Here is a 15222-nt window from a genome sequence, read left to right as displayed (position 1 = left end):
GATGCGGTGACCGGTCAGAATGTCAGCCCGGCGGTCAGCATGACCGTGCGGCCCGAGGCGGGCACGGCGCGGCTGGCGTTGAAGGCGGAGGTGTAATTGCGGTGGTCGGTCAGGTTGTAGCCGTTCAGCGCCACCGAGACGTTGCGGAACTCGTAGGACACCAGCGCATCCGCCGAGAAGGTGTAGGGCAGGCGGCCGGTGTTCGCGCTGTCCGTCCAGTATTCCGACGCCACCTGCATGCCGCCGCCAACCGTGAACTTGCCGACGCTGCCGGCATCGAACTCGTAGGTCGTCCACAGGCTGCCATTGTGCTTCGGCACGTTGGGGGCGGCATGGCCGACCAGCGCCGCGTTGGTGCGCGACTCCGTCACCTTGCCGGTGAGATAGGCGTAGTTGGTGTAGACGCTCCAGCCTTCCGTCAGCTTGCCGCTGATGCTGGCCTCGAAACCGCGGATGCGGACACCCAGCCCGGCTTCGGAGAAGCCGTCGGTGACGGTGCCGGTGGCCGGATCGACCGAATAGGTGTTGGTCTTTTCCGCCTGGAAGATGGCACCGCTGACGCCCAGCCGGCCGTTCAGGAAGTCGGCCTTGCCGCCGATCTCGTACAGGTCGGTCTGTTCCGGATCGAAGCTGCGGGCGCCGTTCGGCGTCTCCGCCGTGCCGTTGGTGACCGCGGCGGCGATGTCGGTGCCGATGGGCTTGTAGGAGCGCGAGTAGGAGGCGTAGACCGACGACTCCTTGGTCGGTTCATAGATCAGGCTGACCGACGGGCTCCAGGTGCGGTCGGAAGCCTGCCCGCCGGCAATGGTCGGAGAGGCGGAGCCGAAGCTGGTGCGGAAATAGTCCCAGCGCAGGCCGCCCTGGACCGACAGCGTGTCGAACAGCCACATGCGGTCGGTCACGAACAGGCCGGCGTTGGTCACGCTGGCCTCGCGGCCGCCGCTTTCCGGATAGATGATGGCGGTGTTGGCGGAGTAGTTGCGCGTCGGGTTGCGGACCGTCTGGTTGTTGACCCGGTTGACCCAGGTGCCGGTCTCGCGCTTGTCGCGCTGATAACTGACGTCGAGGCCGCCGTTCAGGGAATGGCGCAGCCCGAACAGATCGCCGTCGACCTTGGCGCCGGTGACGTTCTGAACGCCGAAACCCTGCTGCTTGAACGCCATGCCGCCGCCGGCGCCATAGCTCAGCGCCACATCGCGGCCGGCCAGGAACTGGGTCGCCGCGGCGCCGCTGAGGGGCGACGGGGTGGTGGCGGCGATGTTGCGCTCGTAATGGCTGAAGCGGGAGTCATTGTAGACCGACAGCGCCTTGTTCACCTCATGCGCGAAGGACGAGGTCAGGATGTGGTTTTCGGTGTCGTCGCGGTCGAGGGTGCGGACATAGGAGGTCGAACGGCTGAGGCCGTACTCCGCCGCCGGACGGAAGATGCCGTCGCGCCCCTGCACCATCGGCTGCCCCATGTCGGGCGTCTTCTCGCCCTTCAGGAAGGCATAGTTCAGATGCCAGGTGGTCGGCGTGCCGAGGCCGAGGCCCAGGTCGGCGGCGATGCCGCGGCGGTCGGCATCCACATCGTCGCGGCCGGGAACGTTCTGGGTGTGGTAGAGGCCATTCACCCGCAGCGCCGCGGTGTCGCTCAGCGGCTGGTTCACGTCGACCGTGGTGCGATAGGTCGGGCCGCTGCCCACCGACTGCTCCACCTTGGCCTTCTGCACCAGCGACGCCTTCTTGGTGCCCTGGTTGATGACGCCGCCGGAATTGCCGACGCCGAAGCCGTTGCCCGACGGGCCCTTGAAGACCTGCACCGTCTCGGTGTTGAAGACGTCGTGGGTGTAGACGCCGAAATCCTTCAGCCCGTCGGTGTAGATGTCGCCGCGCGCGGTCAGGCCGCGGATGCGGAACTGGTCGCCGTTCTGGCCGCCGTTGCCCTCGCCGGTCGAAATGGTGATTCCCGGCACGTTGCGCAGCGCCTGCTCCAGCGATGTGGCGCGCTGCTGCTCGATGATCTCCTGCGGCACGACGTTGACGACGCGGGGCGTGTCCTTGACCGTGTCGGGCAGGCGGGACACGCCGGTCGGGGCGGTGTTGACGTTGCCGGTCTGCGGTGCTGCGGCATCGACCTTGATCGAATCGAGCTGCAAGGCGTCGCCGGAGGACCGTTGCGGCGTCGGACCGGTCCCCGGAGTTCCCGATCCCGTGCCGGTGGCCTGCGCATCGGCCGTCGCCGGCAAAGCGAAGGTCATGGCAAGGCTGGCGGTGGCGGCGGCACCTGCCAGAAGGGGTCTCAGTCCATGGGGGGACGTGGTCTGTCGCATCAAGCTCTCCCGAAATGCGCCAAGGTGGATTGGACGATCGCTGGAGCGCCTTCTACCAATGGGATAGGCCTGCCTTGCAACAGCTGAGATTGAGAGGCATTCTGAGTTGGAGGGCGGGCCAACAGCCGCCGCGGGCGAACGGAAAGGCTTTCACGCCGAATGCGCGTGGTTGGCCGTCCGGGTCGCGACGGCGGCAGGCTGCGCCGCGTTATGAGATTTATGTTTAATTATCAATAAGATGACGCGTGCTTGCGGTGGCGGGTCGATGTCGGCGGAAAGGGGCGTCTCGGGGTGGAAATCGGCAATGTTGCCGAAAAGTCACTATGATAATAAGAATGATTTTCATTCGCGCAGGACTTGGTGAGGTAGCCCTTTCGGGTGCGGAAACCGGTGTCACTTGAACGCCAGCAGAATCACCCCGGCGGCGATCAGCACGACCCCCAGCCAGTTCGGCGCCGACAGTTTTTCACCCAGGAACAGCACGCCGAAAACCGCCACCAGCACGACGCTGAGCTTGTCGACCGGCGCCACCTGCGAGGCAGGCCCCAGTTTCAGCGCGCGGAAATAGCACAGCCAGGAGGCCCCGGTGGCGAGACCGGACAGGACGAGGAACAGCCACGTCCTGCCCGACACCGCCGACGGCGACAGCGACTGGCCCGACGAGACGACGATCCCGATCAGCATCGCGAAGATGACGGCGGTGCGGATCAGCGTCGCCATGTCGGACCCGACGCCTTCGATGCCGATCTTGGCGAAGACGGCGGTCAACGCCGCGAAGCAGGCCGACAGCAGCGCCCACAGCATCCAGGACGGAAACAGGTCACCGGTCATTCTCTTGGTTTCCTTCGGATCGCTTCCGTCCGGTCAGTTGTCCCAGGGTTTCGGGTCGGGCCGGGTGTCGGGCGGCAGCAGGTCATTGGTGTCCCAGCTCAGCATCAACAGCAGCACCCACTCCGCCCGGTTGGAGAAGCCGTATTGAGGACCGCTGGAAGATACCAGAGTACCGGAAGTCCTGTCATAGGCGGTGGCGGCGATCTTGGCGACGCCCTGGGTCAACTCCTTCTTGAACAGCGAAATCTCCGGCGTGGAGGAGTTGCCGCCGACCGGCATCGGAATGTCGATGCTGGGAATGCCGAGCAGCGAGCTTTCGCTGTCCACCGACAGGGCGCCGACCCGCAACTCGACGATGGTGGCCGCCTTGTCGCGGTTCTCGGCCATGGCGGCGCCATGGCGCAGCAGCGCGTCGCGCACGGCGGAAACGGCGTATTTGGTGTCGTAGCCTTCGACACCGGCGGAATCGACATAGATGCTTCCCTGCACCGCCAGCCTGCCGGCCAGGCGTTCCGCCGCCTGATCGGCCGCGGTGGAGATCAGCAACTGTTCGGTGGCGGAGCGGGCAGGGGTGGTGACGTGGGAGGTCGAGCAGCCGGCCAGTCCAAATCCGACGATGCTCAATAGAAGCGGCAGCCCGATCCGGTAAAGCCGGCGCCATGCGCCGTCATGGGTCGGTTCTGCATTGTGAGAATATTTGGTTTGCCCACCGAACATCAGTCCTTTTCCTGGCATCTTCCCGGCGATCAGCCGCGTTGGGCGGCCTATCCAGACCGACGGCGGGCGTCCGGTCAACGGCGCAGATGTCCAGGTCCGCCACGAAGGGCGGTACTACCCACCCCCATCGCACGGATCAGGGGACGGTCAGTCGGTCGACCTGCTTGGGGTTGGGGGTGCCGTTCGCCCGCAGCAGCACCGCCTCGCCCGAAGCCGGGAAGATGCCGGTCAGGGCGGTGACGGTGACCTGATGGGTGACCAGCACGACCGGCTTGCCGTCGCGCGGCAGGTCGGCCAGGAACTGGCGGAGTTGAGTGATCCTCTCCTTCTCCTCGTCCTGCTGGCCGAAGAAGGAGTTGAGGACCGGCAATTCCTTCACCGGGCCGAGATCCAGCAGGCGGGCGGTGTCCAGGCAGCGGCACCATTGGCTGGACAGCACGCGCGCCTCATCGATGCCGAGTTGCCGCAGCCGCCCGCCGATCCGCGCCGCCTGGGTGCGGCCATCCTCGCTGAGGTTGCGCTGGGTTGCGCAGTCGTCCAGTCTGAATCCGGCCGGATCGCCGGTGCCGGGTGCTTTCGCATGGCGCATCAGCACGATGAGCCCGGCCGTGTCCTGTGCCACGGCGGGAAACGCGCCGGCCAGGGCGGCGAGCAGTGTGGCAGTGGACAGGGCGATCAGGCTGCGGCGGCATGGGGTGGGCATCCGCGTCTCCCTCGGTGGTGCGGCCGCTGATCGGAGCTTGGCACGGCTTACCCCGGTGCGGCTTCCGCTTCCTCCTGCTCAACGCCCGATCCGGGGTGCTTGTTGCCGACAGAATTCTTTGCGACGGGAGAGGGGCCGCCGGAGAGTGCAGGACGGCCCCTGTCTGCATGTCCCGGCTCAGTAGGTGTAGAACATCTTCTGGATGGCCTTGCTGTCGGTCGTCCTGGTCAGCGCCAGCATCAGCAGGATGCGTGCCTTCTGCGGGTTGAGGGTGTCGCTGGCGACAAAATCCAGCTCGTCGTCGTTGGCCTCGCCGTTGCGCGCGACGATGCCGTTGCCGACGCGGGACGAGCGGACAATCGCCACCCCCTGCTTGCGGGCGTCGATCAGGCCGGGCTTCATTGCATTGGACAGGCTGCCGTCACCGACACCGGCATGGACGATGCCCTTGGCCCCCGCCTTCACCAGGGCGTCGAGCGCCGTGCGGTTGTTGTTGGCATAGCCATAGACGATGTCGACCTGCGGCAGGCTGTCCAGATTGGAGATGTCGAACTCCGCCTCGGCGGTGTGCTTGCGCACGACCTGCCGGTAGAAATGCGCCTTGTTGTCCTGCATGTAGCCGAGGAAGCCGAGTTCCGGCGTGCGGAAGGTATCGGCGGTCGAGGTGTTGGTCTTGGTCACGTCGCGGCCGGCGTTGATCTGGTCGTTCAGCGAAACCAGCACGCCCTTGCCGACGGCATCCTTGGAGCCGGCCAGCGTCACCGCGTTGTAGAGGTTGACCGGACCGTCGGCGCTGATGGCGGTGGACGGCCGCATGGCGCCGACGATCACCACCGGCTTGGTGCTCTTGACCGTCAGGTTCAGGAAATAGGCGGTTTCCTCGATGGTGTCGGTGCCGTGGGTGATGACGATGCCGTCGACGTCCTTCTGTGCCAGCAACTCGTTGACCCGCTTGGCCAACTTCAGCCAATGGTCGTTGGTCATGTTCTCGCTGGCGATCTGGAAGACCTGCTCGCCCTTGACATTGGCGACCTTCTTCAACTCCGGCACCGCTTCGATCAGCTTCTCGACGCCGACCTTGGCGGCGGTGTAGCCGACGGTCGTGGTGCTGGTGGCGCCGGTGCCGGCGATGGTGCCGCCGGTCGCCAGGATGGTGACGTTGGGCAGCCCATCATCGGCGAAGGCGGCATGGGTCGCGGTTCCGCTCAGCAGCAGCGCGGCCAGTCCGGCGGCGGCCACTTTGCGGCTCATGCTGCGGCCCATGGAGCGTGTGGTGGTCTTGAACACGGCGTTCCTCTCCCAGTGCGATTTTATTGGCCGGCCCGTGCCAGCCTGCGGGAGGGCGCAGTCTCGGCAATTCGATTGAATGCCCTTAGTCAGCGTCATGAACGGTTTGCGGAACAAATGTGAATGCCCGTTCGAGAGTCGGTGCCGGGGGCGGGAGAGTTTGCCGGAAACTTCCCGCCCGTTGGCCCGCCCGTTGGTCCGTCCCGCGCCTCAGCCCCGGTCGGCGAAGTCGGTGCTGCGGGTCACCGCTTCCCAGGCGTTGATTTCCGCGATCACGGTGTCGAGCCTGGACCGGGCGCGGTTGAGGGCATCAGAGCCCAGCAGCAGGTGGAGCGGAGGGGTATCGGAACGGACGGCGGCCAGGATGGCCTGCGCCCCGCGATCCGGATCGCCGAGCTGGTGCCCTGCCATGCTGTCGAAGGCGGACGACATGCGCCCGACGCTGTCGGCATAGGCCGCGTCTTCATGGGTGCTTTTGCGGATCGAATGGCTGGACAGGAAGTCGGTGCGGAAGGCGCCGGGAGCCACCGCCGTCACTTTGATGCCCAGCGGGCCGACCTCCTGCGCGAGACTGGAGGACAATCCTTCCAGGGCGTGTTTGGCCGCCGCGTAAAGACCGGAACCGGCGCCGGGTGCGCGTCCGGCGATGGAGGTGATGTTGACGATATGCCCTGCCCCCTGGGCGCGCAGGCGGGGCAGGGCGGCGCGGATGATGCGGAAGGGCGCGAACACGTCGACCGCGAACAGACGGGCGACCTCGTCGTCGCTGGCCTGCTCGACCGCCCCCAGCAGGCCGTAGCCCGCATTGTTGACGATCACGTCGATGCGGCCGGCGAGAGCGAAGGCCTGCTCGACCGCCGCCTCGGCCGCATCGCCGTCGGCGAGATCGACGGTGAGGACATGCAGGGTGCCGCGTCCCACGGGGAGGTCCGGCCTGCCGGTGCGGACGGTGCCGATGACGGTGTCGCCCTCCGCAAGGGCCGCCTTGGCGAGTGCCAGCCCGAGGCCCCGCGAGATGCCGGTGATGAACCATGTGGTCATGGGAGGTCTCCTTTCGCGGTCAGAGATACGTCCCGTTGCCGGATCACAGAATACCCGGATTTCTGATGAGACTTGTAAGCGTGGCTGAAGAATGTTTTCTTCGGCCCATGGATCCCTTGCTCTCCGGCAGTGACTACAACCAGCTTCGCGCGTTCCTCGCCGTCGGCGAGACGCTGAGTTTCAGCCGTGCGGCGGAGCGTCTGGGTGTTTCCCCGTCGGCGCTCAGCCAGTTGGTGCGCGGGTTCGAGGAGCGGGTCGGAGTGCGGCTGCTCAACCGGACCACGCGCAGCGTCGCGCTGACAGATGCCGGTGAGAATCTGTTTCGGCGCGTACAGCCGGCCGTCTCGGAACTCGGCGACGCCATCGGGCAGGTGCGCCAGTATCGCGAACGCCCCTCCGGCATCGTGCGCGTCCACAGCTTCCGCGCGGCGGCGGAACGCTACATCGAACCGATGCTGGCGGACTTCGCACGGGATTTTCCGGATGTGGTGCTGGACATTACGCTGGACGATGCGGTGGTGGATCTGGTGGCCGGCGGCTTCGATGCGGCCATCCGGATCGGCGAGGTGATCGACCGCGACATGGTCGCCGTGCGTCTCGGCCCGGACCTGCGGCAGGTCGCCGTGGCGTCGCCGGACTATCTGGATCGTCATGGCCGTCCGGCGCATCCGCGCGATCTGGTCGACCATCGTTGCATCCGCTGGCGCTGGCCGGGCCATGTCATGCCCTATGCCTGGGAATTCTTCGGAAACGGGTCCTGGTTCGAGGTCGCGGTCGACGGGCCGGTGATCTTCAACGACAAGGACATGGCCTTGCGTGCGACCCTCCGGGGCATCGGGGTCGGCTTTTGTGTCGAGGACGCGGTGGCCGGTCATATCGCGGCGGGAGAACTGGTACCGCTGCTGGAAGACTGGACCGCCGGCTTTCCCGGCCGGTTCCTGTGCTATCCGCGCCAGAGGCAGATGGCCCCGGCCTTGCGGGCTTTCATCGACGCGGTTCGCACGGCCGCGTCCATGGCTGACGCCTTGCAGGAGCAGGAGGATGGTCGCCGACCTTGAAACCCGCGCCGTTGCCTGGGCAGAGTGCCGGAACTGCTTTCGATCCGAAGGAAACCGGCTTTGAAGATCCTGGGACGCACCGTCGCGCTCGCCCTGTCGCTTTTCGTCTGGGTGGCGGCCTCGGGTGAGGCCGCGGCGGAACGGCGGGTGGCGCTGGTGCTCGGCAACAGCGACTACCGCTTTGCGCCGCGGCTGCCCAACCCGACAAACGACGCCAAGGCGATGGCGGAGTCCCTGCGCGCGGCCGGCTTCGAACTGATCGGCGGGGCGCCGCAGCTCGATCTGGACCGGGCGGCAACGGAACGGGCGATCCGCAACTTCGGCGCCAAGCTGGTCGGGGCCGATGTCGGGCTGTTCTTCTATGCCGGACACGGCATGCAGGCGCGGGGCACCAATTACCTGCTGCCGGTTTCCGCCAATCTGGAGAAGGAGGCGGATGTCCGATACGAACTGATCGACGTCGCCATGGTGCTGGACGAGATGGCGCTGGCGGAAAGCCGGCTGAACATCGTCATCTTGGACGCCTGCCGCAACAACCCCTTCGGCGGGCGCGGCATGCGTGCGGCGTTGCCGGGCCTGGCGCAGATGCAGGCCCCCGCCGGAACCATCATCGCCTATGCGACCCAGCCGGGCGCCGTGGCGGCCGATGGCTCAGGCTCCAACAGCCCCTATACCGAGGTGCTGTCGAAGGCGATGCTGAAGCCGGGCGAGGCGGTGTTCGATGTCTTCAACGATGTCGGCATCGCGGTGAAGCGCAACTCCGGCGGGGTGCAGCAGCCCTGGGTTTCCGCCTCTCCCATCGAAGGGCGTTTCTATTTCCTGGGGCCGACCACGGTGGTGACGGCAGCTCCCGCCGACGCAGCGCCCCCGGCATCGACGGCCCCCGCGGCGAACGCCGACAAGGAGACGCTGTTCTGGGACAGCATCAAGGGCAGTTCCAACCGCGGGCTGTTCGAAGCCTATCTGAAGCAGTTCCCGCAAGGTACCTTCGCCCCCATCGCCGAGGCGCGCGTCGTCGAACTGGGTGGGGCGGTTCCCGCGGAGCGGGCCCAGCTTTCGGTTGCGGCACTCGCCGCCCCGCCGGTTCCCACTCCAATTCCTGGCCCAATTCCCGGCCCAGCTCCTGTCCCGGCGCCGATCCCGGCCCCTTCGGCAATCCCTGCTCCGGTGGCACCATTGGCCCGGCCGCTGGATGTGGCGTCGATCCCCTATCTCAACGCCAAATCGCGGCAAACGCTGGCGATGTATAGCGGATTGCCCTCGCCCAAGGCGCTGGCGATCTCGACCAAGGGCAATTACGCCTATTTCTCCAACAAGTCGAACAGCCGGACCGAGGACGACGTCAAGCGCAGCGCCCTGCAATATTGCCAGTACCGTGCGGAGGAGCCCTGCACGCTTTATGCGGTCGACGACGCGGTGGTGATGGATGCCAAGGGCTTCACGCCGATGCCGGTCGAAATTCTCGGGGCCGGCCGTTTCGATCCAGCGCGCGTGCCCTTCGTCAGCGACCACACCCGCAAGGTCGGCATGGTGAACTACCAGCGCAATCCTGGCTACAAGGCGCTGGCGGTGACACTGTCCGGCCGCTGGGCCACCGTCTGGGATCGCGACAGCGAGGAGGAGGCGAAGGACGCGGCGCTGGAGCGGTGTGAACAGTCCGGCGGCAACCATGAGTGCATGCTCTACGCGGTAGGCGACAGGATCGTCTTCGAAGAGGTTCCGGAAGAGGAGGAAGACGAGGAAGAGGAGTGACCGGCAACGCCGGAACCGCGGGTTGCCGAAGCTCTGTTATCGCAAACGGTTACCACCGGCGAGGGCCGCATTCGCGCCATCTGCCCTGACCTTTTGTGCGCGATCATCGCCCAATGACGACGGCGCGTGTCTTTGTGGCGGGTGTATGTATTTCGATCATTGGAAATTTTCGTTCCGCCGCTGATCTGTTGTGCAATGCGACAGGGGCAGTGGTTGCAACGACTCCGGGATGATTGAAGCATGACCCCAAGCGAACGCCTGAAAACGGGGCGCCCAAGCGTATTCCACACCAGTCGCCGCCGGTTTCTCGCCACCACCGCCATGGGGCTGGTGGCGCTGTCGGCCTCCGGCGCCCGCGCGAGAGTCCTGTTCGGCACCGGGCTGCCCTGGGATTCCGGCGCCATCGAGCCGCCCCGGCAGGTGCTGCCCGGCCCCTGGATTTTCTTCACCGCGCGCGAGGCGGAGCTGGTGGAGGCCATTGCCGAGCGGCTGATCCCCGCCGACGATCTCAGCATCAGCGGTAAGGATGCCGGCTGCGCCGTGTTCATCGACCGGCAACTGTCCGGCCACTACGGCAGCTCCGAACGGCTCTACATGAAGGGTCCGTTCCAGCCCGGCCTGCCGACCCAGGGCGACCAGAGCGGTCTGACCCCGGCGGTGAGATACCGCCAGGGGTTGAAGGCGCTGGACGCCCACTGCCGCCAGACCATGGGGGGCAAGAGCTTCACCGACCTGTCGCCGGAACAGAAGGACCAGCTTCTGACGGCGATGGAAAAGGACGAGGTGAAGTTCGACGGCCCGGTCAGCGCCGTCAGCTTCTTCGGCCAGATCCTGCAGAACACCATGGAGGGGTTCTTCGCCGATCCCGTCTATGGCGGCAACCGCGACATGGTCAGCTGGAAGATGATCGGCTTTCCCGGCACCCGCTATGACTATCGGGATCATGTGCTGAAGCACAATCAGAACTATACGCTGCCGCCGGTGTCGATCGGCGGGCGCAGCGACTGGGCCAGGAAGGGCTGAGGAATGGCGCGCAAACTTCCCCGCAAGGATGTGGTGGTCATCGGGCTCGGCTGGACCGGCTCGATCATCGCGAACGAGCTGTGCGACGAGGGGCTGGACGTCGTGGCGTTGGAGCGTGGCCCGTGGCGCGACACCGCCACCGACTTCAACATCGGCTATGCCCCGGACGAACTGCGCTACAATGTCCGGCAGGAGTTGATGCTGCGCCCGGCGCAGGAGACGGTCACCGCCCGCAACAACGCCGACCAGACGGCGCTGCCGATGCGGCATTTCGGCTCCTTCCATCCCGGCAACGGCGTCGGCGGCGCCGGCGTGCATTGGGCCGGCATCACCTGGCGCTTCTCACCAGCCGACTTCCGGCTGCGGTCTCATTATACCGAGCGTTATGGCGCCCAAAGCATACCGGAGGACATGACCATCCAGGACTGGGGCCTGACCTATGAGGACATGGAGCCCTATTACGACAGGTTCGAGTATCTGGCCGGCGTGTCGGGCAAGGCCGGGAACCTGAACGGCCAGATGCAGGAGGGCGGCAATCCCTTCGAGGGCGCGCGCCAGCGCGAATACCCCAACCCGCCGATGATGCAGACCTACGGCCCCACCCTGTTCGCCGAGACGGCGGCCAAGATGGGCTACAAGCCCTTTCCGATCCCGTCCTCGCTGCTGTCGCGCACCTACACCAACCCGCTGGGCGTGACGATGGGGCAATGCACCTTCTGCGGCTTCTGCACCAATTACGGCTGCGCCAACTATTCGAAGGCGAGCGCGCAGACCACGGTGCTGCCGGTGCTGATGCGCAAATCCAACTTCGAACTCCGCACCCTGTGCGAGGTGTTGAAGGTCAACCTCGATTCCAGCGGCAAGAAGGCGACCGGCGTCACCTACATCGACACCTCCGGCAACGAGTACGAACAGCCGGCCGATCTGGTGATCCTCTGCGCCTTTATGCTGGACAATGTACGGCTGATGCTGCTCTCCGGCATCGGCACGCCCTACGACCACCGGGCCGGCACGGGCACGCTGGGGCGGAATTTCTGCTATCAGATGGCAAATCAGGTCGTCGGTTTCTTCGATCCCGCCAAATACAACTTCAACAACTTCATTGGCGGCGGCGCCACCGGCATGGCGATCGACGAATTCAACAACGACAATTTCGACCATGGGCCGCTGGGCTTCCTCGGCGGCGGCAGCACGCGCTGCGCCCCCATCGGGGCGGAGCCGATCAGCAGGCGGCCGACGCCGCCGGGCAGCCCGACCTGGGGATCGGGTTGGAAGAAGGCGGTGCGCGACAGCTATCTCAGCAATCTCAGCGTCGGCTGCGAGGCCAGCAGCTATGCCAACCGCGGCAATTTCCTGGACCTCGACCCGACCTACACCGACCGGCTCGGCCGCCCGCTGATGCGCATCACCTTCGACTTCCCCGAGAACGACCTGAAGATGTCGGACTACGTCACTAGGAAGGTGGCGGAGATCGTCCGCGCCATGGGCGCGCAGCAGATCGACGAGAACCCGCGCACCGGCCACTGGTCGGTGGTGCCCTACCAGTCGACCCATGTGGTGGGCGGCACGGCGATGGGGATGGACCCCTCCACCAGCGTGGTCAATCCGTATCTGCAGAGCTGGGACGTGCCGAACGTCTTCACCGTCGGAGCCAACGTCTTCCCGCAGAATTCCGGCTACAACCCGACCGGAACGGTGGGGGCGCTGGCCTTCCGCGCGGCGGACGCGATCCGCAGCCGCTATCTGAAATCCCCCGGCCCGCTGGTGCACGCATGACCCGGAACCGTCTCGCCATCGCCGCGGCCGCCGCCCTGCTGGTCTCGGCGGCGGTGCCCGCCATCCTCGCCGTGCCGGCGCGCGCCGACGACCAGGACTTCGGTCTGATCGAGCGCGGGCGCTATGTCGCCACCGCCGCCGACTGCGTCGCCTGCCACAGCGTGCCGGGCGGCAAGCCCTATGCCGGCGGAACGGCGCTGCAAACCCCCTTCGGCACGCTGGTCGCCCCCAACATCACGCCGGACCGCGAGACCGGGATCGGCAACTGGACCGAGGAGGATTTGCGCAGCACCCTGCGGGAGGGCATCGGCCGCGGCGGCAAGCGGCTCTATCCCGCCATGCCCTATCCGGCCTACACGCGGATGACCGACGACGACATCCATGCGCTGTGGAGCTATCTGCGCACGCTGCCGCCGGTGAGCAACGCGGTCGAAGCCAACCAGTTGCCGTTCCCCTTCAACATCCGGCTGCTGATGGCGGGCTGGAACCTGCTGAACTTCGAACCCTCGAGCTTCAAGCCCGACCCGCAGAAGTCGGGGGAGTGGAACCGCGGCGCCTATCTGGTCCAGGCGCTGGGCCATTGCGGCACCTGTCACACACCGAAGAGCGCGCTGGGTGCCGACGACAACGACCGGGCCTTGCAGGGGGCCAACCTTCAGGCTTGGTATGCACCGTCGATCACCGCGGACAAGCGGCAGGGCATCGGCAACTGGTCGGTCGACCAGCTGACCGCTTATTTGAAGACCGGGGCGAACCACCAGTCGCTCGCCTCCGGCCCGATGGCGGAGGAGATCCAGAACTCCAGCTCAAAGATGACGGATGCCGATCTGAAGGCCATCGCGACCTATCTGCTCGACCAGACGCCGTCCGCAGGCAAGGCGCCGGGGCCGCTGGCGGCGGATGACGCACGGATGAGGACGGGCGGGGCGGTCTACACCGACACCTGCATGGCCTGCCACGGCGGCGACGGCAAGGGCCAGACCTTCCTGTTCCCGACCTTGGCCGGCAGCGGTCTGGTGCAGGCCGACGATCCGGCGACGCTGATCCGGCTGGTGCTGGACGGCTCCCGCGCGGTGGCGACCGACGACCGTCCGACCGGCCCGGCGATGCCGCCGCTCGGCTGGCGGCTGACCGATGCCGACGTGGCGGCGGTCGTTACCTACATCCGCAACAGCTGGAGCAATGCCGCCCCGCCGGTCAGCGCCGGGGATGTGGCGAAGGTGCGCAAGACGCTGGCCCAGGCGAACTGACAGGGGCGGCCCATCGCCGGGCAGGGGCGCGGACCCGACCGGCCTTCGGAATTGTTGAGTCCCATCGGATGGCTGCGGCGGCCGACCTGCTGCCTCAGCCATCCGTCCTCAAAAAGATGGGAACGCGACGATGGCGATGGAGCGCGGAGCCGGGATTGCCGATGGGGCTGTGAGTGCCCCTCCGGATCGGGATCTGTCAACGGCCAGCCGGTTGAGGTCAATCTTCGGCGGGTCGGTCGGCAATCTGGTCGAATGGTACGACTGGTACGTTTATTCGGCCTTCTCGCTCTACTTTGCCCATGCCTTCTTTCCCGGCGAGGATTTGACCGCACAGCTGCTCAGCACCGCGGCGATCTTCGCGGTGGGTTTCCTGATGCGGCCGATCGGCGGCTGGCTGATGGGGTGGTATGCCGACCGCCATGGCCGCAAGTCGGCGCTGACCCTGTCGGTCACCATGATGTGCCTTGGGTCGCTGATGATAGCACTGACGCCGACCTACCAGACCATCGGCCTGATGTCGCCGGTTATCCTGGTCGCCGCTCGTCTGTTGCAGGGGCTCAGTGTCGGCGGCGAATACGGCACCAGCGCCACCTATCTCAGCGAAATGGCGGCGCGGGAAAGCCGCGGCTTCTATTCCAGCTTCCAGTATGTGACGCTGATCATGGGCCAGCTGCTGGCCCTTCTGGTGCTGGTCCTGCTGCAGCGGGTCTTCCTGACAGAACAGCAGCTTCACGACTGGGGCTGGCGCATTCCGTTCGTCATCGGTGCGCTGTGCGCGGTCACCGCGATGTATCTGCGCCGACGGATCGAGGAGACGCAGTCCTTCACCCGCCATCGGAGCGCCCAGCCGCGTGGCAGCCTGCTGCGGCAACTGGCCCGTCATCCGCGCGCGGTCGCGATCGTCGTCGGGCTGACGCTCGGCGGAACCGTGGCCTTCTACACCTACTCCACATACATGCAGAAATTCCTGGTCAACACGGTGGGGTTGACGAAGGACGACGCGACGCTGATCTCCGCCGGGTCGCTGGTTCTGTTCATGCTGCTCCAGCCGCTGGTCGGTGCGCTGTCCGACCGCATCGGTCGGCGGCCGCTGCTGATCGGCTTCGGCGTTTTGGGCACGCTGCTGACGGTACCGATCCTGACTGCGCTGAGCGAGACCAAGAGCGGCTGGGTTGCCTTTGGGCTGATCTGCGCGGCGCTGGTGATCGTCAGCGGCTACACCTCCATCAACGCGGTGGTGAAGGCGGAGCTGTTCCCGGCCTCCATCCGCGCTCTCGGGGTGGGGCTGCCCTATGCGCTGACGGTGTCGATCTTCGGCGGCACGGCAGAGTATTTCGCCCTGTGGTTCAAGGAGGCCGGTCATGAAGGCTGGTTCTACTGGTACGTCACCGGCTGCATCGCACTGTCGCTGGTGATTTACGTCGTCATGCCCGACACTAAGCACCAGTCGGAGATGGACCGGGACTGATGGA

At 66.2% G+C, this 15222-nt stretch carries 12 protein-coding genes; 6 read left to right on the top strand and 6 right to left on the bottom strand.

The features are described from left to right. Positions 1-14 precede the first annotated feature (14 nt). From GBZ48_RS02490 to GBZ48_RS02465, 6 genes are all read right to left on the bottom strand, one after another. Positions 15-2312 carry a TonB-dependent receptor gene (locus tag GBZ48_RS02490; RefSeq protein WP_174469556.1) on the bottom strand — a complete coding sequence of 766 codons (2298 nt, stop codon included), beginning with the start codon at positions 2310-2312 and terminating at the stop codon, positions 15-17. A 393-nt stretch (positions 2313-2705) separates the two neighbouring features. After that, positions 2706-3143 (bottom strand): EamA family transporter, encoded by a 438-nt coding sequence (locus GBZ48_RS02485; RefSeq protein ID WP_174469555.1) that lies wholly within the window; start codon positions 3141-3143, stop codon positions 2706-2708. Positions 3144-3176: 33 nt separating this feature from the next. Further along, positions 3177-3860, bottom strand: coding sequence for a DUF6655 family protein (locus GBZ48_RS02480; protein WP_174469554.1), 684 nt, complete (start codon positions 3858-3860; stop codon positions 3177-3179). Between the two features lie 136 nt (positions 3861-3996). Then, a complete protein-coding gene (locus GBZ48_RS02475; protein ID WP_174469553.1) occupies positions 3997-4563 on the bottom strand; it encodes a histidine phosphatase family protein in 567 nt (188 codons plus the stop codon). A gap of 177 nt (positions 4564-4740) precedes the next feature. Then, the gene (locus GBZ48_RS02470) at positions 4741-5850 is read right to left on the bottom strand and encodes a type II asparaginase (protein ID WP_343049143.1); all 1110 of its coding nucleotides are present in this window, start codon (positions 5848-5850) and stop codon (positions 4741-4743) included. Between the two features lie 210 nt (positions 5851-6060). Then, positions 6061-6891, bottom strand: a complete 831-nt coding sequence (locus GBZ48_RS02465; protein ID WP_174469552.1) for an SDR family NAD(P)-dependent oxidoreductase — start codon at positions 6889-6891, stop codon at positions 6061-6063. Between the two features lie 107 nt (positions 6892-6998). On the opposite strand from GBZ48_RS02465, the gene GBZ48_RS02460 reads away from it, so the two are divergent. The 6 genes from GBZ48_RS02460 (at position 6999) to GBZ48_RS02435 (ending at position 15218) form a co-directional block, all read left to right on the top strand. Continuing rightward, positions 6999-7949 carry a LysR family transcriptional regulator gene (locus GBZ48_RS02460; RefSeq protein ID WP_174469551.1) on the top strand — a complete coding sequence of 317 codons (951 nt, stop codon included), beginning with the start codon at positions 6999-7001 and terminating at the stop codon, positions 7947-7949. Between the two features lie 60 nt (positions 7950-8009). Beyond that, positions 8010-9701 carry a caspase family protein gene (locus GBZ48_RS02455; protein ID WP_246306938.1) on the top strand — a complete coding sequence of 564 codons (1692 nt, stop codon included), beginning with the start codon at positions 8010-8012 and terminating at the stop codon, positions 9699-9701. A 240-nt stretch (positions 9702-9941) separates the two neighbouring features. Then, positions 9942-10724, top strand: coding sequence for a gluconate 2-dehydrogenase subunit 3 family protein (locus GBZ48_RS02450; protein WP_209798250.1), 783 nt, complete (start codon positions 9942-9944; stop codon positions 10722-10724). A gap of 3 nt (positions 10725-10727) precedes the next feature. Beyond that, positions 10728-12500 carry a GMC family oxidoreductase gene (locus GBZ48_RS02445; RefSeq protein ID WP_174469549.1) on the top strand — a complete coding sequence of 591 codons (1773 nt, stop codon included), beginning with the start codon at positions 10728-10730 and terminating at the stop codon, positions 12498-12500. Next, positions 12497-13750 (top strand): cytochrome c, encoded by a 1254-nt coding sequence (locus GBZ48_RS02440; RefSeq protein ID WP_174469548.1) that lies wholly within the window; start codon positions 12497-12499, stop codon positions 13748-13750. The genes GBZ48_RS02445 and GBZ48_RS02440 overlap by 4 nt, the downstream gene beginning before the upstream one ends. Positions 13751-13961: 211 nt before the next feature. Continuing rightward, the gene (locus GBZ48_RS02435) at positions 13962-15218 is read left to right on the top strand and encodes an MFS transporter (protein ID WP_425485967.1); all 1257 of its coding nucleotides are present in this window, start codon (positions 13962-13964) and stop codon (positions 15216-15218) included. Positions 15219-15222: the final 4 nt, after the last annotated feature.

The organism is Azospirillum melinis (assembly GCF_013340935.1).
Taxonomy (GTDB): Bacteria; Pseudomonadota; Alphaproteobacteria; order Azospirillales; family Azospirillaceae; genus Azospirillum; species Azospirillum melinis.
Note: the sequence above shows the minus strand (reverse complement) of the source record. Positions and strands in the feature narration are given on the sequence as shown.

Bases quoted from the DNA above. Each gene is read 5' to 3' on its own strand.
- GBZ48_RS02490 (WP_174469556.1), bottom strand. From the start codon at position 2,312: ATGCGACAGACCACGTCCCCCCATGGACTGAGACCCCTTCTGGCAGGT.
- GBZ48_RS02485 (WP_174469555.1), bottom strand. From the start codon at position 3,143: ATGACCGGTGACCTGTTTCCGTCCTGGATGCTGTGGGCGCTGCTGTCG.
- GBZ48_RS02480 (WP_174469554.1), bottom strand. From the start codon at position 3,860: ATGTTCGGTGGGCAAACCAAATATTCTCACAATGCAGAACCGACCCAT.
- GBZ48_RS02475 (WP_174469553.1), bottom strand. From the start codon at position 4,563: ATGCCCACCCCATGCCGCCGCAGCCTGATCGCCCTGTCCACTGCCACA.
- GBZ48_RS02465 (WP_174469552.1), bottom strand. From the start codon at position 6,891: ATGACCACATGGTTCATCACCGGCATCTCGCGGGGCCTCGGGCTGGCA.
- GBZ48_RS02460 (WP_174469551.1), top strand. From the start codon at position 6,999: ATGGATCCCTTGCTCTCCGGCAGTGACTACAACCAGCTTCGCGCGTTC.
- GBZ48_RS02450 (WP_209798250.1), top strand. From the start codon at position 9,942: ATGACCCCAAGCGAACGCCTGAAAACGGGGCGCCCAAGCGTATTCCAC.
- GBZ48_RS02445 (WP_174469549.1), top strand. From the start codon at position 10,728: ATGGCGCGCAAACTTCCCCGCAAGGATGTGGTGGTCATCGGGCTCGGC.
- GBZ48_RS02440 (WP_174469548.1), top strand. From the start codon at position 12,497: ATGACCCGGAACCGTCTCGCCATCGCCGCGGCCGCCGCCCTGCTGGTC.